The organism is Nocardioidaceae bacterium, from assembly GCA_018672315.1.
In the GTDB taxonomy this organism is placed as follows: Bacteria; Actinomycetota; Actinomycetes; order Propionibacteriales; family Nocardioidaceae; genus TYQ2.
Window position 1 is genome coordinate 2502006 of the sequence record CP076053.1, and the last position, 20959, is coordinate 2522964.

Genomic DNA, 20959 nt, shown 5'->3' on the forward strand with positions numbered 1-20959 from the left:
ACGGGAGGCCCACGTGATCGCTCCGCTCCGAGGCGCGATGAAGGTGCGCCGAGCATGACCGACCTCGCCCCCGCCCTGCTGGTCGCGCTGGCGGCTGGGCTGGCGGCCTCGGCCGTACGCCTCCCACCGCTGGTGGGATTCCTGGCCGCCGGGTTCATCCTCTCCGGGCTCGGCGTGCCCGAGGTGCCCGCGCTCGACACGCTCGCCGACCTGGGCGTGGCGCTGCTGCTCTTCGGCATCGGGCTGAAGCTCGACGTGCGGGTCCTCGTACGCCGCGAGGTGTGGCTGACCGCGGTCGTGCACCTGAGCCTCACCTCGGCGCTGGCTCTGGCGTACCTGTCCGTGCTCGCCCTGATCGGCATCGGCCTGCTCGGCGGCCAGGACTGGCGGACGCTGCTCGTGATCGGGTTCGCGCTGGCGTTCTCGAGCACCGTGCTGGTGGTCACGGTGCTGGAGGACCAGAGCTCGTCGCGTTCACGCTACGGTCGCACCGCGGTCGGCATCCTGGTCATCCAGGACATCGCTGCCGTCCTGTTCCTGACTCTCGCCGAGGGCTCTCCGCCCAGCCCCTGGGCGGTCCTCCTCCCCCTCCTGCTCCCGGCGGCCTGGCTGCTGCGTCGGCTGCTCGGCCGGCTCGGGCACGACGAGCTGATGCCGCTGTACGGCGTCGCCCTCGCGCTGGCCCCCGGGTACGCCCTCTTCGAGGCCGTCGGCCTCAAGGGCGATCTGGGCGCGCTGGTGATGGGGCTGCTCCTCGCCCCGGATCCACGGTCCGGAGAGCTCTCCCGGGCGTTGTTCTCGATCAAAGAGCTGCTGCTCGTCGGCTTCTTCCTCTCGATCGGTTACACCGGCCTGCCCTCCGCGAGCGACCTGCTGGTCGCCGTGCTGCTGCTCGCGCTGATCCCGCTGAAGTCCCTGGGGTTCGTCGCCCTGCTGTGGTGGCGCGGGATGCGGCACCGCACCTCGGTGCTCGCCGGCTCGGTGCTGGGCAACTACTCCGAGTTCGGCCTCATCGTGGTCGTCGTCGGGGCATCGGCCGGCCTCGTCTCCGACGCGTGGCTGCCGGTGCTGGCCACTGCAGTCGCGCTGAGCTTCGTGCTCTCGGTGGTCATCGACCGCCAGAAGGACCACCTGGTCGCCCTCGCCGAGCGATGGCTGCCGGCACAGGACATCGAACGTCTCCACCCCGACGACAGGCCCATCGACATCGGTCACGCCGACGCGGTGGTGTTCGGCATGGGTCGCGTCGGCCAGGCGGCGTACGCCCAGCTGACCCACACCCACGGCATGCGTGTGGTCGGCATCGAGAGCAGTGAGGAGCGGGCCGCCGAGCTGCGCGGGCGGGGCCTCGACGTCGTCGAGGGCGACGCCACCGATGCCGACCTGTGGCACCGGCTCACACGGGCGCACACGGTCGACATCGCCGTCCTGGCGATGCCCTTCCACGGCAGCAACCTCGAGGCGATCGAGCAGCTCGAGGCGGGGGAGTTCGCCGGCATGGTCGCGGCGGTCGCCCAGTACGACGACGAGGCGGCCGAGCTCCGCGTACGCGTCGACTCCGTCTTCGGCCTGTACGACGGTGCCGGCACCGCCCTGGCGGACGGTGTGGCGGAGCTGGTCGGTCGACGCAGCACGAACGAAGACCCGGGAGCAGACACCACGCTGTAAGGGCTGGATAGCCTCGCTGCATGACCCTGACCCTCGGCTCCGGTCCGCTCGCCCCCGGCTCCTCCTCGACCGCGCGACTCAACTTCAGCCTCGAGGACGCGCCCGCGCACAAGCTGGTGTTCCAGCCGGACCCGCGTCGCATCCGGGCGCTGGTGGGAGACACCGTCGTGCTCGACACGACGCGCGCGCACCTGCTGCACGAGTCCGCCCTGCTGCCGGTCGTGTACGCCCCCGAGGAGGACTTCACCGACGAGCTGTGGGTCGAGTCGAGCACGAGCACGCACTGCCCGTTCAAGGGCGACGCGGCGTACCGCAGCCTCCAGATCGACGGAGGCGGCGGCACGGTGCACGACCTGCAGTGGCGCTATCCCGACCCGCTGGAGCGCGCGCCGTGGCTAGCCGGCCACGCAGCGTTGGACGCGAGCAAGGTCGACGTGTGGTTCGTCGAGGACGACCGGGTGGTCGGGCACCTGCGCGACCCGTACCACCGGGTCGACGCCCACCCCAGCTCCCGCCGAGCGGTGGTGCGCCGCGACGGCGAGGTGATCGCCGAGTCCGAGCGGCCCGTGCTCGTCTTCGAGACCGGGCTGCCGGTCAAGGTGTACGTGCCGCCGGCCGACGTACGCCCTGGCGCGATCTCCGCTGGGTCGGGCAAGCGAACGCTCTGCCCGTACAAGGGTGAGGCGACCTACTGGGACGTCGGCCCGCTCACCGACGCCGCCTGGAGCTACGAGACCCCGCTGCCCGACGTGCTGCGAGCCCAGGCCCACCTGTGCTTCGACGACTCGGTGGAGGGGTTGAGCGTCGAGCTCGCGTGACATCAGGGTTCGCCCAGCAGACCGCACTGTGCTGGACCAGGGTGGGTTTCCGCTCCCCGGGTGACAGTCTCGCTCGATGGGAGAACATCGGGTCGATGCGGTCGACGCCATCTGGCTCAACATGGACCGACCCGAGAACCTGATGGTGATCGACGCGGTGATGTTCCTCGACGCCCCAGTCGACAGGGCGCGGCTCGAGGACCTCCTGCGTACGCGTCTGCTCGACCTCTATCCCGTCTTCTCCCGGCGCCCCGTGCCGGCCCGCGGCCTGCGTCGGCGCCAGCGGTGGCAGGACGTCGAGGTCGACCTCGACGACCACATCCGCAGCGTCACGCTGTCCGCGCCGGGTGACGACGCGACCCTGCAGCGGTACGTCGACGGCTTCATGTCCGCCCCGCTGCCACGCGACCGGCCGCTGTGGGAGGTGCACCTGGTCGACGGACTGTCCGAGGGGTCGGCGATCTTCGTGCGGCTCCACCACGCGATGGCCGACGGCATCGCGCTGACACAGGTGCTCTTCTCGCTGACGGACCTGGTGCCCGAGGGCGACCGCGACGGGTCCTTCGATCCCGACGACCCCAACAACCAGGTGGCGGCCGCGACCGCCCCCCGGTCGGTGTCCTCGACACCACCGGCGCCCCCGACCAGGACCCCGCTGGGCGTACGGCTCGCCCGGGCCGGCGGCACGGTCCTCGGCGTCCTCGCGGTGCTGCTGAAGCTGCTGGTGACCCGCAACCCCGCCTCGCCGGTCAGGGGCCGGGCCGGTGCAGCGAAGCGTGCGGTGTGGTCGCAGCCGATCGACCTGCGCCGCATCAAGGACATCGCCCAGCACGCCGACGCCACTGTCAACGACGTGCTGCTCTCGGCACTGTCCGGGGCGCTGGAGACCTACCAGGTCGACCGCGGCTCCCGGCCCATCGACCTGCCGACCATGATCCCGGTCAACGTGCGCCCGCTCGACCAGCCGTTGCCCCGCGAGCTGGGGAATCGGTTCGCCCTGGTGCTGCTGGGGCTGCCGTCCGGGCCCGGCTCGGCGGTCGCGCGCCTCACCGAGACCAAGCGACGCATGGACGCCGTCAAGGCCTCGCCGGAGCCTGCCGTCACCTTCGTGCTGCTCCAGGGCATCGGACTGCTGGGCGGCCGGCTGCGACGACTGGTCGTCTCCTTCTTCGCCGCCAAGGTCACCGGGGTGACCACCAACGTGCCGGGTCCTCGGGAGGCGCGCTACCTCGCAGGCACCCGCATCGACGGCGTGCTCGGCTGGGTGCCCGGGGCCGGTGGCCAGACGTTCGGCACCTGCATCTTCACCTACGCCGGCACCGTGCGGATCGGCTTCAAGTCCGACGCGGACGTCGTCATCGACCCCGAGTGCCTCCTGACGGCGTTCCATGCCGAGATCGCGGCGCTGGAAGCACTCGTCACCGGACCCGCCGGCGGGCACGCAGCGCGACCACCCGAGCTCGTCGTGCGCTGAGCGGCACGCCCGGTCAGCGGAGGTCGCCACCCCCTCTCCACCTCAGCACCTCCAGCGCCACCCCCAGCTCGACGGGACGATCGACGGCGCCGTCAGGCAGCAGCGCCTCGGCCCGACGCAGGCGCCGCAGGAACGTGTTGCGGTGGGTGTACGTCGCCGCAGACGCCTCGGTGGCGTTGCAGTGGTGCCGCACGAAGCTGCGCAGGGTCTCCTGCAGGTCCGTGTCGGCGCTCACGAGGTCGCCGAGGGTCGCGATGACGAAGCGGGCCGCCACCTCGCGGTCGGCCGAGGCGAGCAGGGCGACGGCGACCTCGTCGTGGTGCACCGCCGCCCGTGCGCCACCGGCGCCCGCCGGGCCACCGAGCAACCGTTGCACCGCCAGCGCGTCCAGGTGCGCCCGCCGGAATCCCTCCACGCCGGCATGGGGTCCGGCCGCGGCGACGCGTACGCCCGGCCCGACGAGGCGCTTCAGCGTCACGAGGTCGACGGCGTCGGAGGTCCACACCCACCGCGTACCGGTGCTGGCGACGACGCTCACCGCACGACCGGACCTCGTCGCGGGTGCGAGCGCCTCGGCGACCCGGTCGATGCCTTCGACGTCGGGCTCGGCGGCGTCGCTCCAGACGACGTACGCGTGGTGGTCGCCGTCGACCGTGTAGCCCAGTCCCGCACGGATCCGGGACGCGCTGACCGGCGCACCGCGCAGCACCAGGGACACCAACGTGCGGCGCTCGGCCTGCAGGTCGCGGCTCAGCTCCTCCCGGGTGGCGGCCATCCGCACGGCCACCTCCGCGACGGTCGCCTCGACGAAGTCCGCGATCGAGGTGGCGGTGACCGCGAGCAGCGCGCGCAGCTCGGCCGGGTCGTCGGTGAGGTCGAAGGCGATCTCCATCCAGTGCTGCCACGCCACCGCCTGCCCGGCGCGGTAGGCGTCGAGCGCGGTCTCGTCGAGCCCCCGGCGTACGAGGTCGCGAGCCAGGGTCAGCGGCACGTCGGAGACGTCCGCGGGCACCGGCTCGCCCGGGGCGCGTACGTTCGCCGCGATCCAGCTCGTCAGGTTCGACAGGATCGCCCGCCGGGTCGAGGCCGCGAGCTCGGGGTCCGCGGCGATGCGCGCGCCCGCCGGCCCGCGGAAGATGGCCTCCTCCAGCTCGGCGTGCCAGTGCGCGGGCGGGTCGAGCGCCCGCTCGGCGCCGTCGCGGATGAGCTGGCGTACGCGAGGGCTCGGACCGTCAGCTGCCACGGTGTCAGAGTGACACACTCCATGGCGCCGTCGGGGGCGATGTGTGCTTGGAGCCGCGTACGCCCCCGGCCACGATGAGTGGTGCCCACCCTGCGCCCACGCCGAAGGAAGCCGATGACCGTCACCGTGCCCGCACCCCTGCGCGAGCTGCCCGGCACCGCTCGCACCGCGGCCCGGTGGTCGGCCCAGCACGCGGCCCCCCGCCTGGTCATGCGCCGCATGGCCGCGACGGGAGACCTGCAGGGGACCATGCTCATGGAGCACGGAACCGGTCGCCTGCACGAGATCTTCGAGCAGATCCGCGACGAGGGCCGCGTCTACCGAGGCTCCCTCGGCTACGTCACCACCTCCCACCAGGTCTGCAAGGAGGTGCTCGCCGGCGGCGACTTCCATGTCGGCTTCGCCCGGGGACGGCTGCCCGGCGTGCTCGGGAAGGCTGCGCTGTGGGCGCAGGCCGGCGGACCGATCGGTCCGCTCACACCCCCGTCGCTGCTCGCGGTGGAGCCGCCGGACCACACCCGCTACCGGAAGCTCGTCACCCGGGTCTTCTCCGTCCGTGCCGTGCAGCAGCTGCGCGAGCGCGCGATCACCGTGGCCGACGAGCTGCTCGACGACCTGGCCGGTGAGAGCGAGGTGGACCTGGTCGAGCGCTACTGCAGCCGCCTGCCGATGACGATGATCGCCGAGATCCTCGGGGTGCCGCCCGAGGAGCGTCAGAAGGTGCTCGAGTTCGGCGAGGGCGCCGCGCCGAGCCTCGACCTCGGCCTGGACTGGGCGACGTTCCGCGACGTCGAGGCGTCGCTCGCGGCCTTCGAGGAGTGGCTCGGCGAGCACATCGCCCGCCTCCGGGCCAATCCGTCGGACGACCTCATGAGCCAGCTGGTCGCGGCCACCGAGGACGGTCGCGGTCTCGACGACCACGAGCTGCGCGCCACCGCGGGCCTGGTGCTCGCCGCCGGGTTCGAGACCACCGTCAATCTGCTCGGCAACGGCGTCGCGCTGCTCACGCGGCACCGCGACCAGCTCGACGGCCTCCTCGCCGCCGACCCGGGGGGTGACGAGGGGGGCGGAGCGAAGCCAGCGGTGGAGCGCTGGACCAACGCCGTCGACGAGGTGCTCCGCTTCGACCCGCCGGTGCTGCTCACCGGCCGCTCGACGGCGACGGACACCGAGCTCGACGGCCGGTCGCTGCCCGCGCAGACGATGGTCACCGTCGTGCTGGCCGCCGCCAACCGCGACCCCGAGGTCTTCGACCGGCCGCAGGAGTTCGACGTCACCCGCGAGAACGCGGGCGACCACCTCTCCTTCTCCGGCGGACGCCACTACTGCCTCGGTGCGGCGTTGGCGCGCATGGAGGGCGAGGTCGGTCTCTCACGACTCCTCGCGCGCTACCCCGACCTGGAGGTGCTGCCCGGCGCCACCAGGAGGCCGACGCGGATCCTCCGTGGGTACGCCACGCTGCCCGTACGCCTCGGCGAGCCCGCCACCTGAGCCGGAGGCCCGATGAGCCACGAGCAGGCAGCACGTGGGCCGCTCGCGCTTCTCGCCCGGTCCGTGATCGCGGGGTCGGCGGGGGAGTACGTACGCCGGTGGCACCGCCACGACGTGGCCCTCGACGCGGCGATGCCGGGCGAGCCGTGCCTGGTCGTCGCCAACCACGGCTTCGGTGGTGTCTTCGACCTCAACGTGCTCGCGCTGCTGCGTACGCTCACCGAGCTCGACGAGGCCGACCGCACCACGTTCCTCGTGCACGACCTCGCCTGGACCCTGCGCGTCGGTCCGGTGCTCGAACGCCTGGGTTGCGCACCCGGCAGCCGGGAGTCCGTTGCCGAGGCGTTCGGTGCCGGGCGGCACGTCGCGGTCTTCCCCGGCGGCGACGTCGAGGCCGCCAAGCCGGTGGGTGAGCGGCACCGCATCAAGCTCGACGGGCGCGACGGCTTCGCGCAGGTGGCCGTCGACCACGGCGTGCCGGTCGTGCCGGTGGTGACCGCCGGAGCCGGGGAGTCCCTCCTGGTGCTGAGCGACGGCCGTCGGCTGGCTGCGGCGCTGGACCTGCCGCGACGACTCCGCATGGAGACACTGCCGGTGACGCTCTCCGTGCCGTGGGGTCTGAACGTCGGCCTGGTCGGACTGCTGCCCTACCTTCCGCTCCCTACGAAGCTGAGCACGGCGGTGCTGCCGCCGATGCGGCCGCACGAGCACGAGTCCGTGTCGATGTTCGCGTCACGGGTCGGTGTCACGATGCAGGCCCGGCTCGACGAGCTCACCGCCGCGCGTCGACCCGTTCTCGGGTGAGACGCGCCGGGCCGAAGGTCCCGTGATGGCTCACCCGATCGGGACCCGCTGCGGACCCGGCCGGGGCCCCGGTGTGGTCCGGTTGGACCAGTTCGTCCGGACCCTGGATCCCTGGGCGTGGCGACGCGGATACTCGGCTGAGGCGACGAGGGAGCTGAGCGAGATGAGCACTGCGGTCGAGCGTGAGGACGCCCCCGCCGGACCCGAGGCAGCACTGCCGGACCCGGGACTCGAGCGGGACCTGTTCCTCCGTACGCTCGTGCGCGAGCTCGCGGGCGTGCTCGAGTCCACGGTCGGCATCGGTGACGCCGAGGGCTTCATCTCCGTGGTGGGCCGCCGCATCGGCACCTGGATCGATGGCGCCTACCGCGGTGTGCTCGACGCGGACCGGCTCACGCGGGACCAGGTGGCACAGGTGCTGGTCGACCTCAAGGCGCGCATCGACGGTCGGTTCGTGCTGACCGCCTCGACCGACGACCGTCTGGAGTACCTCAACACCCGGTGCCCCTTCGAGGACAAGGTGCTCGGGCGCGAGTCGATGTGCATGATGACGAGCAACGTCTTCGGATCCATCGCCGCCGACAACCTCGGCTACGCCAAGGTCGAGCTGGCGGAGACCATCGCCCGCGGTGACGGTCGGTGCCGCGTCCTGGTCCACCTCGACCCGCACGACGCCGCAGCACGGCCGGGGCGCGAGTACTTCGAGTCGTGAGCACGGTCCCCACCTCGCCGGACGCGACGACTCCTGCCGCCCTCGGCGAGGCGACGGGGTCGGAGGACCCCCACGTCCTCGTGGACCGACGAGGCCGCGTCGTCTGGGCCAACGCCGCCGCCCTGGAGCTGATCGACCCGGGCTGCGAGGGCCGGCTCTGGTCCGACGTCATCGGCATGCCGGCCGAGCCGGTCGCCGCGCTGCTCTCCGACGCGCGCAGGTCGACCAGTCAGGTGCCGCTGACCATGAGGGTGACAGGCAGGACCGGCCAGCTCGGAGGCGTCTCCGGAGCCCGTCTGTCCGCCCTGGACGCGCGCGTGCTCCTGCGCGTACGCAGCGAGCGCGGGGGCTTCGGGGAGCTCACGGCCACCCTCGACAGGCTCAACGCCGAGATCGCGCGCCGACAGGACGTCGAGGAGGAGCTCAGTCGCGTGCTGAACACGACCGTCCTGAGCCTGCAGCGCTCCAACGCCGCGCTCAGCGAGTTCGCCGAGACCGCCGCACACGACCTGCGGTCCCCCCTCGCGAGGATCTCCGGCTTCGCCGAGCTCGTCGCCGACTCCGCCGATCTGGACCCGGCGAGCGCCGCGATGCTCGGGCGGATAGAACAGGCGGCCCTGGACGCCGCGGAGCTGGTGGAGACGCTGCTGACCGAGGCCAGGACCCGCGCGCGCGACAACCACCAGGACGTGTGCCTGGTCGACCTGCTCGCGTGGGTCCGGTCGATGGTCGACGAGCGCGCCGTGGTGGTGCGCCACGAGGACGACCTGCCGACCGTCCGGGTCGCGGAGCAACCCGTGCGTCAGCTGCTCCTGAACCTAGTGCAGAACTCCGCGAAGCACCGCACGGGACCCGACCCCGCGCACGTCCTGGTCAGCGTCGTCGAGGCCTCGGACGTCTGCACCGTCAGCGTCGCCGACGACGGTCCGGGCATCCCCGAGGACGCGCGAGCCACGGTCTTCGAGCGCGGCTTCAGCACCTCCGCCGGCGGCACCTCGGGCCTCGGCCTCCACCTGTGCCGCCGCATCGTGCAGCAGCACGGCGGCACCATCGAGGTCACCGACTCGCCGCTCGGCGGGTGCGCCTTCACCTTCACGTTGCCGGTCGCGAACGCCGCGTGAAGGCCGCGTGAAGGTCTGAGAGGTGGCGCGAGAGGATCGTCGGATGACCTCCCTCGCCGACCCGATCTCCTTCCCCCACGGCCCCGACTGGCGCAACCGCTTCGCGCTCGCACCGCTGACCAACAAGCAGTCGCACGCCGACGGCACGCTCAGCGACGACGAGCACGACTGGCTCGTTGCGCGCGGCCACGGCGGCTTCGGCCTCGTGATGACCTGCGCCGCGTACGTCGCGCCGGCCGGCCAGGCGTGGAGCGGGCAGCTCGGCGTCGCCGCGGACCGCCACGACGAGGGCCTCGTACGCCTCGCGGACTCCCTGCGCGCCACGGGCGCCCGCTCCTCGGTGCAGCTGCACCACGGCGGCCGCCGCTCGGACCCGGCGCTGCACGGCGGTCCGAACCGGTGCCCCTGGTACGACCCCGACAAGGGCGCCGTGGCCCTGAGCACCGACGAGGTGAAGCAGAGCGTCGAGGACTTCGTCGACGCCGCCGTCCGAGCGGAGAAGGCGGGCTTCGACGGTGCCGAGGTGCACGGGGCGCACGGCTACCTCGTGGGTCAGTTCCTCGACGGTCGATCGAACCTGCGCGAGGACGGGTACGGCGGCTCGCTCGAGGACCGCATGCGGTTCCTGCGCGAGATCCTCGCCGGTATCCGCGAGTCGACCGGACCGCAGTTCCAGCTGGGCGTACGCCTGTCGCCGGAGGGCTTCGGCATCCCCGTCGCCGAGGCGCGCGAGACCACGCGCACCGTGCTCGACGACGGTCACCTCGACTACGTCGACCTCTCGCTCTGGGACGTCTTCATGCAGCCCCGCGGCGATGCGGTGCCCGAGGTGGTCGAGGCGGACCCCGCGGGCGAGGGCCTGCTGATCGACCACTTCCTCGACCTGCCCCGGGGTGGGACGCAGCTCGGGGTGACCGGCTCGGTCCGCTCGGCCGAGGCCGCGACCTGGTGCCTCGAGCGGGGTGCGGAGGGTGCCGACTTCGTCTCCCTCGGGTTCGGCGCGATCATCCACCACGACTTCGCCAAGCGCGCCATCGCCGACGACGACTTCGTGGCCGAGCAGCCGCCGATCACTCGCGAGCACCTGCGTGCGGAGGCGGTGAGCGAGAGCTTCATCGACTACCTCGACGAGGGGTGGAAGGGCTTCGTCGCCTGAGGCGCACGAGCGTGGGCGGTGCTGCCGACGACGACGGCGTCGTCAACCGCGCCGGCGTACGCCCCGGGCCGGCTCGGCCGTCGTCGGGTCCTCGGGCCAGGCGTGCTTCGGGTACCGCCCCCGCAGGTCGGCGCGTACGCCCGGGTAGCCGTTGACCCAGAACGACGCCAGGTCGCTCGTGACCGCGGCCGGCCGCCGTGCCGGTGAGAGCAGGTGCATCACCACCGGCACCCGCCCGTCGGCCAGCCGCGGGGTCTCCGAGAGCCCGAACACCTCCTGCACCCGCACCGCGAGCACCGGATCGCCGCCGGAGTCAGGTGCGTAGTCCAGGGCCACCGAGGAGCCGCTCGGCACCGTGAGCCGCTCGGGGGCGAGCTCGTCCAGCCGGGTCGCCTCGGGCCAGGGAAGCAGTCCGCGCAGAGCGGCGAGGACGTCGATGCGGCGCAGGTCGGTGGCGCTGCGTACGCGCCCGAGCTCGTGGCCGAGCCATCCCTCCAGGTCGTCGAGGAGCGCGTCGTCCGAGACATCGGGCCACGGGTCGCCGAGCGCGCGGCGGAGGAACGCGAGCCGCTGTCGCAGCGCCCGTGCCGCCGAGGACCACGGCAGCACGTCGAGCCCGTCGCGACGAAAGCCGCTGCGCAGGGCCGCGGTGACGGCCTCGACGGGTGGGTCGGGCAGCGGAGAGGACGAGAGCTCGATCGCTCCGAGCCGCACCACCGTGCGCGCCACCAGGCGACCGTCGGCCCAGGTCACCTCGTCGGTCTCGGTCCACAGCGTCGCCGCGGCCTCGAGGGCGACTTCCTCGCTGATGGCCGCGGCGAGCCGGATGGTCGCGTCCCTGGCCCCGGGACGACGATCGGCGTCGGCGACGACCAGCCACGGGGCACCCGCCAGCTCCGACCCTCGCGGAAGCACCGCCCCGGTGCCGGACGCCATGAGATAGGTCGTCGAGTCCGTGCCGGCGCGACGCCGGGCGACACGTCCGGGGTGGACGAGCGCCGCGACGAGACCGACCGTGAGGTCGTCGGGCAGCCGCTCTGCCGGCTCTGCCGACTCCGCGTTGCCGACCATACGCTCGAGCCGGACCCTCGTCCGTCGCCACGCACCACCGGCACGGTCACCACGCGACCTCCGCAGACCCGCCACGAGGTCCCCACCCGGCACCCGCACCTCCTCGGCGAGCATCGCCACGACCTCGGCCGCCCGACGCGATCCCACCAGCGGTGCGCCCTCGAGCAGCGCACGCGCGAGCCTCGGGTCGACCGGCATCCCCACCATCGCCCGCCCACGGTCGGTCAGGGCCCCGTCGGCGTCCACCGCCCCGAGGTCCACGAGTGCCTCCCGCGCGGCGGTGAAGGCAGCCGGCGGAGGGGCGTCGGGCAGCGCGAGTCCGGAGCCGTCCGGCTCACCCCACGCCGCGAGCTCCAGCGCGTACGCGGTCAGGTCCGCGGTCGCGACCTCGGGCTCCGGGTGGGCGGGCAGGTGGGCGTGGTCGGCCTCCCCCCAGCACCGGTACGCCGCCCCCGGTGCCTCGCGACCCGCCCGACCGGCGCGCTGGTCAGCGGCGGCCCGGCTGGCGCGCACGGTGACGAGTCCCGACAGGCCTCGCCGGTGATCGGTCTCGGGTCGCCGAGCGAGCCCGGCGTCGACCACGACGCGTACGCCCGGCACCGTCAGCGAGCTCTCGGCGACGGCGGTGGAGACCACGACTCGCCGACGTCCGCGGACGGGTTGCAGCACCCGGTCCTGCTCGGTGGAGCTGAGCCGGCCGTGCAGCGGGAGCACCTCGGTGTCGGGAAGACCCGTGAGCCGGTGCACGACCCCGCCGACTTCGCCGATACCGGGCACGAACACGAGCACGTCGCCGGCCTGCTCGGCGAGTGCACGGCGGACGACGACGGCGACGTGGTCCAGGAACGCCGGCGTCACACCACGCTCGTCGGTCCGCAGCACCGAGGTCGGCGGGGGAGCCCACACGCGCTCGACGGGGTGGAGCGACCCGGGCACGGTGACCACCGGCGCGGGGTCGGCTGGGGAGCCGAGCAGGGCGGCCGTGCGCTCGGCCTCGATCGTCGCCGACATCGCCACGACCTGCAGGTCGGGGCGCAGGTGCGCCCGTACGTCGAGGGTGAACGCGAGGGCGAGGTCACCGTCGAGGTGGCGCTCGTGCACCTCGTCGAGCACGACCGCGTCGACCCCGGGGAGTTCGGGGTCATGCTGGAGACGCCGCAGGAGGATCCCGTCGGTGACGACCTCGATGCGGGTGGAACGACTGACGCGACGGTCGTCGCGCACGGTGTACCCGACCGTCTCACCCACGTGCTCACCCATCAGCGAGGCGAGCCGTGACGCGGCAGCGCGCGCGGCGATGCGACGCGGTGCCGTGACGACGACCCGACCGCCGACCCCGTCCGCGACGGCCGGCGGAACGAGCGTCGTCTTGCCGCTTCCCGGAGGTGCCTGCAGCACGACCGCGCCGCGTTCGCCCAGCGCAGCGGCGACCTCGCTGAGGCCCGCCGCGACCGGTAGGTCCGGCGGGTTCTCGAGCAGGCGACGGATCGGGTCGGGCACGCCCTCACCCTGTCAGTCGCGCCCACGACCGATGAGTCCGCTCGTCGTCGCTGGTCCACCTGTCCATGACGACGGAACGCATCAGCGCCACGCACGTCCTGCCGGCAACATCCGCACAGGTCTTCGCCGTGCTCGCCGACCCGTCCGCGCACGCCGCCATCGACGGCACCGGGTGGGTGACGGACGCGGTCGACGCCGCGCCGCTCACCCACGTCGGACAGCTCTTCGCGATGGGAATGTTCCACGAGCGCGGCGGCGGGGCGTACGAGACCGTCAACGAGGTCACCGCGTTCGAGGCGGGCCGCGTGATCGCCTGGCGCACCGGCTACCAGGAGCGGGGAGACGACGAGCTCACCGTCGGCGGCTGGTGGTGGCGCTACGACCTCGAACCGTCGACCGAGGGCACCACCGTGACGCTGACGTACGACTGGTCGGCCGTGGGTGCGGAGCCTCGCACCTACCTGGACTTCCCGCCGTTCCCGGCGCACCATCTCCCGAACTCGCTGCACCACCTCGAGACGCTCGCCACGCGCGGGCGGAAGGAGCGCCGATGACGGCACGAGAGGCTCCCGACGCCGCCCCGCCGATCGTCGGCCGCCCCGCCTTCGACGAGGCTCTCGCCGCGCAGATCGAGGCAGAGAAAGAGGTCACCCGACTGGGCGACCGGGTCTCGGCGGCGCGACGGCGGCTGCCGATGATCGAGGTGGAAGACTACGAGTTCACCGGACCCGACGGGCCCGTACGCCTCACCGAGCTGTTCGGTGACCACTACCTCCTGCTGGTGCAGAACGTGATGTACGGCGCCGACTGGGGCGACGAGGGCTGCCCGAGCTGCACCTGGGCGACCGACAACCTGCCGCAGCGCATGGGTCGCTTCGACGAGCACGGCATCGCCTTCGCGATGGTCTCCCAGGGGCCGATCGAGAAGCTGCAGGCGTGGCGCGAGAAGCAGGGTTGGGACCACACCTGGGTCTCGTCCGGAGGCACGACCTACGACGACGACTGGGGTTGGATCCACCGCAGCGAGGGCTACACGGGACCGCAGCCCGGCTACTCCTACTACCTGCTGCGCGACGGCAGGCCGTATCTCACGTACATGACCAGGGCCCGCGGCACCGAGGCGATCCTGCCGCTGGCGCACATCATGGACCGCACCGTGTACGGACGGCAGCAGGACTGGGAGGACAGCCCGGAGGGGTGGCCGCAGGAGCCGACGTACGGCTGACCACGCTAATGACTTGCGTGTGCAAGTTGCATATGCAAGCATGACGCCATGGCCTCGACTGACGCGTTGGCACACGAGCTGCACGGCCTCGTCCGTCGACTCGACGTCGCTGCGGAGCGGATCCTGCGCACGGCCCACGGGCTGACATACGCGCGCTACCGCGCGCTGCTCGCCGTGCACGAGCTCGACGGCCCCTCGCAGCGCGAGCTCGCGGAGTCCGCGGGCCAGTCCGAGGCGGCGGTGTCACGCATGGTCGCCTCGCTCGTCGACCGCGGACTCATCGAGGCGAGGCCGGGGGGTGGGCGTACGCGTCGCCTCGCGCTCACCGAGCAGGGTGACAGGCTGCGCGCCGACGCCGCGAGGACGTTGGAAGGGCGACTCGAAGGTCTTGCCGAGTCGGTCGGCGTCGACCATCGGGCGCTCGCCGGTCAGGTCAGGCTGCTGACCGGCGCCTTGGATCGTGTCGCCGCCGAGGACGTGACCGCATGAGCGATGCGCCGACCGCGTTGGTCGCGGCGCACGCCGCCGCGGCGGTCGTGGCCATCCCGCTCGGCGGGGTGCAGCTGCTGCGCAGGCCTCGTGGCGACGCGCGGCACCGCGTCGTAGGTCGTGCCTGGGTGGTGCTGATGGTGTGGGTTGCGGCGTCGAGCTTCTGGATCCGCGACCTGCGGGGCGGGGACTTCAGCTGGCTCCACATCCTCTCGGTCGTCACTCTGGTCTCGCTGGGCTACTCGCTGTGGCGCATCCGCGCCGGCGACGTGCGTGGTCACGCCTCGGCGATGCTCGGCAGCTGGCTCGGCCTGGTGATCGCCGGGGTGTTCGCGACGGCGATCCCCGACCGGCTCGTCCCGACCTTCGCCGTCACCGAGCCTGTCGGCTTCCTGGCAGCGTGCGGCGCGCTCGTCGCCACCACGGTCCTGGTGCTGGCCCTGGCCCGTCGCGTGACGGCTGCGACGACCACCTCCGCGCACCCCTGAGGTCCGCTCGACCCTACGACCGGGGGGCGGCCGCCTCCAGGAGTCGGGACGCCGCGTTCCGAGCCCGTCGCGCCGGGTCCGGCAGGCCCAGTGACGCGGCGACGAGCACGCCCTCGTAGAGCAGGGTCAACTCGTCCGCGAGATCTCCGGGCTCGGTGACGTCGAGGCCCGCGACCAGGTCGGCGAGGCGGGCGCGTACGCCCTGTTTGTAGCCCAGGGCGGCTGTTCGTGCCGGATGGCCGGCCGGCAGCTGGGCGACGGCTGCCGCGTGGGCGCACCCGTGGTGGCTCGGGGTCGCAGCCGACCAGCGCTCCTGGGCGTCGAAGATCGCCAGCACCTGCTCGCGGGAGCGGTCGTGCCGCGCGACCTCGGCGTCCCAGACCTCGCGCCAGCGGTCCTCGCGCGCCTGCAGGTAGGCCAGCACCAGCCCGTCCTTGCCGCCGAAGTGGGAGTAGAGGGAACCGATGGCCGCGCCGGAGCGGGACAGCACGGCATCGACGCCGGTGCCGGCGATGCCCTCGGCGTAGAACAGCTCGTCGGCCGCCTCGAGCAGCCGAGTGCGTACGGGCGTCCTCGGGGACCGCGTCGTCGGTGGGGGCATGACCCCATCCTATCCGGTCGATTAGAACGATCGTTCTATGCTGACTCCATGACCTCCCGAGCCACCTGGCTGCTCGTCGCAGCCGGCACGACCCTGATCGCGGTCTGCTACGGGTTCGCCCGCTTCGCCTACGGACTGACCGAGCCCGAGATGCGGGCAGACCTCGACGTCTCCGGCGCGGTCTCCGGGCTGATCGCCTCGAGCTCGTACGTCGGCTACTGCGTCGCGATCGTGGTGAGCAGCCTGCTGACCCCCGTCTGGGGCGCCCGTCGCACCGCGACCGCGGCCGGACTCGTCGCCACGGCGGGGACGGCGCTGGTGGCCGTGGCGCCGAACGCGGCCGTGCTCGCGGTCGGCGTGCTCATCGCCGGGTCGAGCACGGGTGCGGCCTCACCACCGCTCGCGTCCGCGGTCGCCCGCTGGGTCGCCCGGCCGCGCCGGGACCGCTCGCAGACCGTCGTGAACGCCGGCACCGGGATCGGCGTGGCGGTCTCGGGTCCGGTGGTCCTGGCCGCCGGGGACGCCTGGCGACTCGCGTGGGCGGTGTTCTCGGTCGTCGCGGTCGTGGCCACGGCCTGGATCTGGCTGGTGCTCCCCGCGGACAGCGACGACACCGAGCGGGTCACGCGCCCGTCGTCGGGGACGCACCGGGAGCGCGGCCTCCGTCAGGTCGTGCCGCCCGTCGTGCCGGGGGCCGGACGGCTGCTGCTGGTCGCGTTCGGCATGGGTGCGGTCAGCGTCGCGACGTGGACCTTCGGTCGACAGCTGGTGCAGAGCTCAGGGGACATGGGCGCCACCGGCTCGGCCGTGCTCTGGATCGCGTTGGGCGTCGCAGGGGTGCTCGGCGCCGCAGGCGGCGACCTCGCCGCGCGGGTCGGGCCAGGCCGGCTCTGGCGCGTGCTGCTGCTGGCGCTGAGTGGTGCGACCGCCCTCCTCGCGGTCGCTCCCGCGGGCGTCGGTGCGTACGCCGCCGCGGTGGTCTTCGGCGCCGCCTACATCGCCCTCACCGGCCTCGTGCTGGTCTCCGCCTCCCGGGTGTGGCCCGACCACGTCGGCGCCGGGGTCGGTGCCGGCTTCCTCGCGATCGCGGTGGGTCAGGCCGTGGGAGCGCCACTCCTCGGGTTCGTGGCCGAGGCCCTCACCCTGCCCGTCGTGTTCCTCGGCAGCGCCGTCACCGGAGCGCTCGTGAGCATGGTCGCCCTGCCGGACGACCGCGGCGAGGACGCGGGCGAGGACGGCGGCGCCGCGGCCGAAAGGGTTTTACCTACCCGAAACGCGCGTGCCAGGGCCTGAAACGCACGAGCCGTACGTTCCGGTCGTTCCCACGACTTCGGAGGCCCGTCCATGTCCCACACCCCCAGCGGTTCCCGCGTACGCCGTCTGCTCGTCGTCGGCGCGACCCTCTCGGCCCTGGCCCTCACCGCTGCCTGCGGTGGGGGCGACGGCAGCTCCGCGTCCGGAGGTGATGGCGGTGGCGAGAGCGCTTCGTACGGCGAGATCGACCTGCAGTACTCCTGGATCAAGAACGAGGAGTTCGCCGGCGAGTACTACGCCTACGAGAACGGCTACTACGACGAGGCCGGCTTCGAGACCGTCAACGGCATCTCCGGGCCCGACACCGGCGTCGCGAAGCTGCTCTCGGGCACCGTGCAGGTCGCGCTGAGCGACGCCGCCTCGGTCGGTGCGGCGATCTCCGAGCAGGACGCACCGCTGACGATCATCGGTGCCACCTTCCAGCAGAACCCCTTCACGATCCTGTCGCTGGCCGACGGTGGCGACATCGCGACACCGCAGGACATGGTCGGCAAGACCATCGGCGTGCAGGACTCGAACGCGTCGGTGTTCTCGGCCATCCTGCGGGCTAACGACATCTCGCCCGACGACGTGACGGTCGTGCCCGTGGACTTCGACCCCACCCCGCTGATCAACGGCGAGGTCGACGGCTTCATGGCCTACCTGACCAACGAGGCGATCACCGTCGAGCTGGCCGGCAACGAGGTCACCAACCTGCCGTACGCCGAGAACGGTGTGCCGTACGTCGCCGAGACCTACACGGTGACCGACCAGTACCTGGCGGAGAACCGTGACCTGCTCAAGGACTTCCTCATCGCGGAGATCAAGGGCTGGAGCGACACCTTCACCGAGCCCGAGGACGCGACGGTCGAGCTGATCACGAAGTACTACGACCAGGCCGCCTCGGAGAACTCCGAGGGTCTGGAGTCGGTCTTCGGCGCCCTGGACCCCGAGAAGACCAAGCTGGGTCTGCAGGCGCAGGCCGAGCTGATCTCGACCGATGACACCGAGGCCAACGGTCTCTTCACGATCACGCCGGAGCTGCAGCAGCAGACGGTCGACTCGCTCGAGGCCGCCGGCTGGACCGTCACCGTCGACGAGCTCTTCGACACCTCCATCATCGACGAGATCTACGCCGAGAACCCGGAGCTGAAGGACTACCGGTCCTGAGCGCCGTCACCTCCCAGCAGAGGACCGAGCAGAGGACCCAGCGGATGACCGGCATCGGCCTGCAGATCGAGGGCCTCGGCAAGACCTTCGGGTCGGGCCGGGGCCGCTCGGTGACCGCCCTGGACGACGCCCACCTGCAGACCGAGCAGGGGTCGTTCCTGGCGCTGCTCGGTCCGTCGGGATGCGGCAAGTCCACGATCCTGCGGATCCTCGCAGGGCTGGAGGAGCCCACCACCGGCCGGGCGCTTGTCGACGGGCGTACCCCCGCGGAGCTCCGCCGCGCCAGCGAGCTCGGCATCGCGTTCCAGGACCACGCGCTGCTCCCGTGGCGCAGCGTCGTCAAGAACATCGCGCTGCCCTTCGAGGTCGCCGGGCGCCCCGTCGACACGGCGTACGTCGAGGAGCTCATCGACCTCGTCGGGCTGAACGGCTTCGAGAGGTCGAAGCCGTCGCAGCTCTCCGGCGGCATGCGGCAGCGCGTCTCGATCGCGCGGGCGCTGGCGCTGAAGCCGTCGGTGCTGCTGCTCGACGAGCCGTTCGGCGCCCTCGACGACATGACGCGGCAGAACCTCAACCTCGAGCTGCTGCGCATCTGGACCGAGAAGCCCGCCACCACGTTGCTGGTCACCCACGGCATCAACGAGGCGATCTTCCTCTCCGACCAGGTCGCGGTGATGAGTCCGAGGCCGGGACGTATCAAGGAGGTCATCGACGTCGACCTGCCCCGGCCCCGCACCCCGGAGATGATGCGTACGCCGGCCTTCCACGCGCTGGCCGACCGGGCCTCGGAGCTGCTGTTCGGCGTCGACGGCCGGGCCGAGGCCGAGGCGTGAGGCGGCGGTGAGGGCTCGATGAGGACGCAGGGGAGGCTGCCCGGCTGGGCCGCAGGCATGGTCGGGCTCGCGGTGCTGCTGGGGGCGTGGTCGCTGTTCGCGCTGGCGTTCGCGCCACCGCCGGGCACGACGTACACCCCGGTGCCGTCGCCGCTCGCGGTGTTCTCCCAGATGATCGCGGACGGACCGCGTGCCTACTGGGGACCCTTCGAGGTGACGATCACCGAGGCGGCGTACGGCTTCTTCATCGGCAACGTGCTCGCCCTCGCCCTGGCCGCGACGGTGCTGGTCGCGCCGAAGCTGGAGGCGGTGGTCGTGCAGGTGGCGGTCGCGTCGTACTGCCTGCCGATGGTGGCCGTCGGCGGCATCTCGATCGTCGTGCTGGGCGGCGCCTCGCAGCCCGGTGACCCGTCGCGCACGGCGGTCTTCCTGGCGGCCCTGGCCGTCTTCTTCACGACCGTCGTGGGGGCGCTGCTCGGCTTCAAGGCGGCCGACCGGTCGTCGCTGGACGTCGTGCGCGTCTACGGCGGCGGCCGGGTCACCCAGCTGCGCAAGGTGCGCCTTGTCGCGGCGCTGCCGGCGATCCTCAACGCGCTGCAGATCGCGGTGCCGAGCTCGTTCCTCGGCGCGGTGCTGGGGGAGTACCTCGGCGCCACGGACCGCAGCGTCGGCATCACCCTGATCCGGCTGCAGGGCAACCTGGACTCCGTCCGGGTGTGGGCGGTGTTCCTGCTGTGCGCGTTCGTCGCGCTGGTGGGGTACGCCGCGCTCGGGCTGATCTCGCGGCTGGTCACCCCCTGGGTCTCGGGAAGGGCCGCCTGATGACCGAGCTGACGATGCAGCCCGTACGCCGCCGGCTCGCCGCGGTGACGCCCGGACCGGTGGTCGACCGGCAGACGCTCCGGGCGGTCGGGCGTGCGGCGGGCAACGCCGTGCTGACCCTCGCGATCGTGGTGGGCCTGTGGCAGGCGGTCGTCTCCTTCACCGGCATCTCCGAGTACGTCGCGAAGGGACCGCTGGACGTCTACCGCTTCCTCTTCGTCACCGACGCCGGTGCGAGCACGACCGCCGCCGAGCACCGCTCGGACATGTGGGCGGTGACGTGGACGTCGCTGACCGATGCGTCGTTCGGCTTCGCGGTCGGGCTCTCGGTCGCGATCGTGCTCGCCGTGCTGTTCACCCTCAGCAAAGCCGTGGAGGCCGGCGTGATGCCGCTGGCGCTGCTGCTGCGCAGCGTGCCGCTGGTGTCGATCGCGCCCGTGATCATCCTGCTGACCGGGCGTGGCACGGCGGCGTCGGTCGCCGTCATCGGCACGATCGTGGTGCTGTTCCCCGCGCTCGCCTCCGTGCTGTTCGGCCTGAGCCGCGCCAGCAGGGAGAGCCTCGACCTGGTGCACGTGTCCGGCGGGGGCAACCTCGCCGCGTTGCGAAAGGTCGCGATCCCGGGTGCGCTGCCGTCGCTGTTCGCAGCCGCGCGGGTCTCGGTGCCCGGTGCCGTCACCGGCGCGCTGCTCGCCGAGTGGCTCTCGACCGGCACCGGCGTGGGGGGCAACATCGTGAAGTACAGCGCCGCCGCGCAGTTCGACCAGCTCTGGGCGTCGGTCGCGATCATCACCCTCATCACGTTGGCGCTCTACAACGTCGTGCTGCTCGTGGAGACCGCGGTGCTCGCGCGCATGGGGATGAGCCAGCAGCAGCTCTGACGCCACCTCGGTGGGTGACTGTCGGCCGGACGTGCACAACCCTCGGTCGCGTCCGATCTCCGGTCCGTTGGCGACGTTGTGCACGTCCGTCCGACGGCG

The 20959-nt window shown here is 72.5% G+C and carries 20 protein-coding genes; 17 read left to right on the top strand and 3 right to left on the bottom strand.

Annotated elements, in window-relative coordinates:
* Positions 1 to 54: 54 nt before the first annotated feature.
* The 3 genes from KLP28_12125 (at position 55) to KLP28_12135 (ending at position 3960) form a co-directional block, all read left to right on the top strand.
* The gene (locus tag KLP28_12125; GenBank protein ID QWC84320.1) at positions 55 to 1668 is read left to right on the top strand and encodes a cation:proton antiporter; all 1614 of its coding nucleotides are present in this window, start codon (positions 55 to 57) and stop codon (positions 1666 to 1668) included.
* Between the two features lie 20 nt (positions 1669 to 1688).
* Positions 1689 to 2486, top strand: coding sequence for a DUF427 domain-containing protein (locus tag KLP28_12130; GenBank protein QWC84321.1), 798 nt, complete (start codon positions 1689 to 1691; stop codon positions 2484 to 2486).
* A gap of 76 nt (positions 2487 to 2562) precedes the next feature.
* Positions 2563 to 3960, top strand: coding sequence for a wax ester/triacylglycerol synthase family O-acyltransferase (locus tag KLP28_12135; GenBank protein QWC84322.1), 1398 nt, complete (start codon positions 2563 to 2565; stop codon positions 3958 to 3960).
* Between the two features lie 13 nt (positions 3961 to 3973).
* Here KLP28_12135 and KLP28_12140 read toward each other — a convergent pair whose 3' ends face one another.
* On the bottom strand, positions 3974 to 5203 hold the full coding sequence (locus KLP28_12140; GenBank protein QWC84323.1) for a PucR family transcriptional regulator: 1230 nt from the start codon (positions 5201 to 5203) through the stop codon (positions 3974 to 3976).
* Positions 5204 to 5317: 114 nt separating this feature from the next.
* Here KLP28_12140 and KLP28_12145 point away from each other — a divergent pair, with 114 nt between their 5' ends.
* The 5 genes from KLP28_12145 (at position 5318) to KLP28_12165 (ending at position 10487) form a co-directional block, all read left to right on the top strand.
* Positions 5318 to 6694: a cytochrome P450 gene (locus KLP28_12145; GenBank protein ID QWC84324.1), complete on the top strand. Its 1377-nt coding sequence runs from the start codon at positions 5318 to 5320 to the stop codon at positions 6692 to 6694.
* Between the two features lie 12 nt (positions 6695 to 6706).
* A complete protein-coding gene (locus tag KLP28_12150; GenBank protein QWC84325.1) occupies positions 6707 to 7498 on the top strand; it encodes a 1-acyl-sn-glycerol-3-phosphate acyltransferase in 792 nt (263 codons plus the stop codon).
* Between the two features lie 163 nt (positions 7499 to 7661).
* Positions 7662 to 8210 carry a hypothetical protein gene (locus KLP28_12155; protein ID QWC84326.1) on the top strand — a complete coding sequence of 183 codons (549 nt, stop codon included), beginning with the start codon at positions 7662 to 7664 and terminating at the stop codon, positions 8208 to 8210.
* Positions 8207 to 9331 (top strand): HAMP domain-containing histidine kinase, encoded by a 1125-nt coding sequence (locus KLP28_12160; GenBank protein ID QWC84327.1) that lies wholly within the window; start codon positions 8207 to 8209, stop codon positions 9329 to 9331. The genes KLP28_12155 and KLP28_12160 overlap by 4 nt, the downstream gene beginning before the upstream one ends.
* 43 nt (positions 9332 to 9374) lie before the next feature.
* Positions 9375 to 10487: an NADH:flavin oxidoreductase gene (locus KLP28_12165; protein QWC84328.1), complete on the top strand. Its 1113-nt coding sequence runs from the start codon at positions 9375 to 9377 to the stop codon at positions 10485 to 10487.
* Positions 10488 to 10529: 42 nt separating this feature from the next.
* Here KLP28_12165 and hrpB read toward each other — a convergent pair whose 3' ends face one another.
* A complete protein-coding gene (gene hrpB / locus KLP28_12170) occupies positions 10530 to 13058 on the bottom strand; it encodes an ATP-dependent helicase HrpB (protein ID QWC84329.1) in 2529 nt (842 codons plus the stop codon).
* Between the two features lie 65 nt (positions 13059 to 13123).
* On the opposite strand from hrpB, the gene KLP28_12175 reads away from it, so the two are divergent.
* The 4 genes from KLP28_12175 to KLP28_12190 are packed head-to-tail and all read left to right on the top strand — an operon-like array spanning position 13124 to position 15260.
* Positions 13124 to 13612 carry an SRPBCC family protein gene (locus tag KLP28_12175; protein ID QWC84330.1) on the top strand — a complete coding sequence of 163 codons (489 nt, stop codon included), beginning with the start codon at positions 13124 to 13126 and terminating at the stop codon, positions 13610 to 13612.
* A complete protein-coding gene (locus KLP28_12180; protein ID QWC84331.1) occupies positions 13609 to 14283 on the top strand; it encodes a DUF899 domain-containing protein in 675 nt (224 codons plus the stop codon). Before KLP28_12175 ends, KLP28_12180 begins: the two co-directional genes overlap by 4 nt.
* Positions 14284 to 14331: 48 nt before the next feature.
* On the top strand, positions 14332 to 14772 hold the full coding sequence (locus KLP28_12185) for a MarR family transcriptional regulator (protein QWC84332.1): 441 nt from the start codon (positions 14332 to 14334) through the stop codon (positions 14770 to 14772).
* A complete protein-coding gene (locus KLP28_12190; GenBank protein QWC84333.1) occupies positions 14769 to 15260 on the top strand; it encodes a DUF2306 domain-containing protein in 492 nt (163 codons plus the stop codon). The genes KLP28_12185 and KLP28_12190 overlap by 4 nt, the downstream gene beginning before the upstream one ends.
* A 13-nt stretch (positions 15261 to 15273) precedes the next feature.
* On the opposite strand, the gene KLP28_12195 is transcribed toward KLP28_12190, so the two are convergent.
* Entirely contained in the window at positions 15274 to 15861 is a 588-nt protein-coding gene (locus KLP28_12195) for a TetR/AcrR family transcriptional regulator (GenBank protein ID QWC84334.1), read from the bottom strand.
* 48 nt (positions 15862 to 15909) lie between these two features.
* Between KLP28_12195 and KLP28_12200 the strand changes: the two genes are divergently transcribed.
* Genes KLP28_12200 through KLP28_12220 form a run of 5 tightly spaced genes read left to right on the top strand, consistent with a single transcriptional unit; the run spans position 15910 to position 20860 of the window.
* On the top strand, positions 15910 to 17154 hold the full coding sequence (locus KLP28_12200) for an MFS transporter (protein ID QWC84335.1): 1245 nt from the start codon (positions 15910 to 15912) through the stop codon (positions 17152 to 17154).
* Positions 17155 to 17205: 51 nt separating this feature from the next.
* Complete coding sequence (locus tag KLP28_12205; GenBank protein QWC84336.1) at positions 17206 to 18324, top strand: ABC transporter substrate-binding protein; 1119 nt, start codon at positions 17206 to 17208, stop codon at positions 18322 to 18324.
* Positions 18325 to 18368: 44 nt separating this feature from the next.
* On the top strand, positions 18369 to 19157 hold the full coding sequence (locus tag KLP28_12210) for an ABC transporter ATP-binding protein (protein ID QWC84337.1): 789 nt from the start codon (positions 18369 to 18371) through the stop codon (positions 19155 to 19157).
* 18 nt (positions 19158 to 19175) lie between these two features.
* Entirely contained in the window at positions 19176 to 19979 is an 804-nt protein-coding gene (locus tag KLP28_12215) for an ABC transporter permease subunit (GenBank protein ID QWC84338.1), read from the top strand.
* A 14-nt stretch (positions 19980 to 19993) separates the two neighbouring features.
* Entirely contained in the window at positions 19994 to 20860 is an 867-nt protein-coding gene (locus KLP28_12220; GenBank protein ID QWC86963.1) for an ABC transporter permease subunit, read from the top strand.
* Positions 20861 to 20959 lie beyond the last annotated feature (99 nt).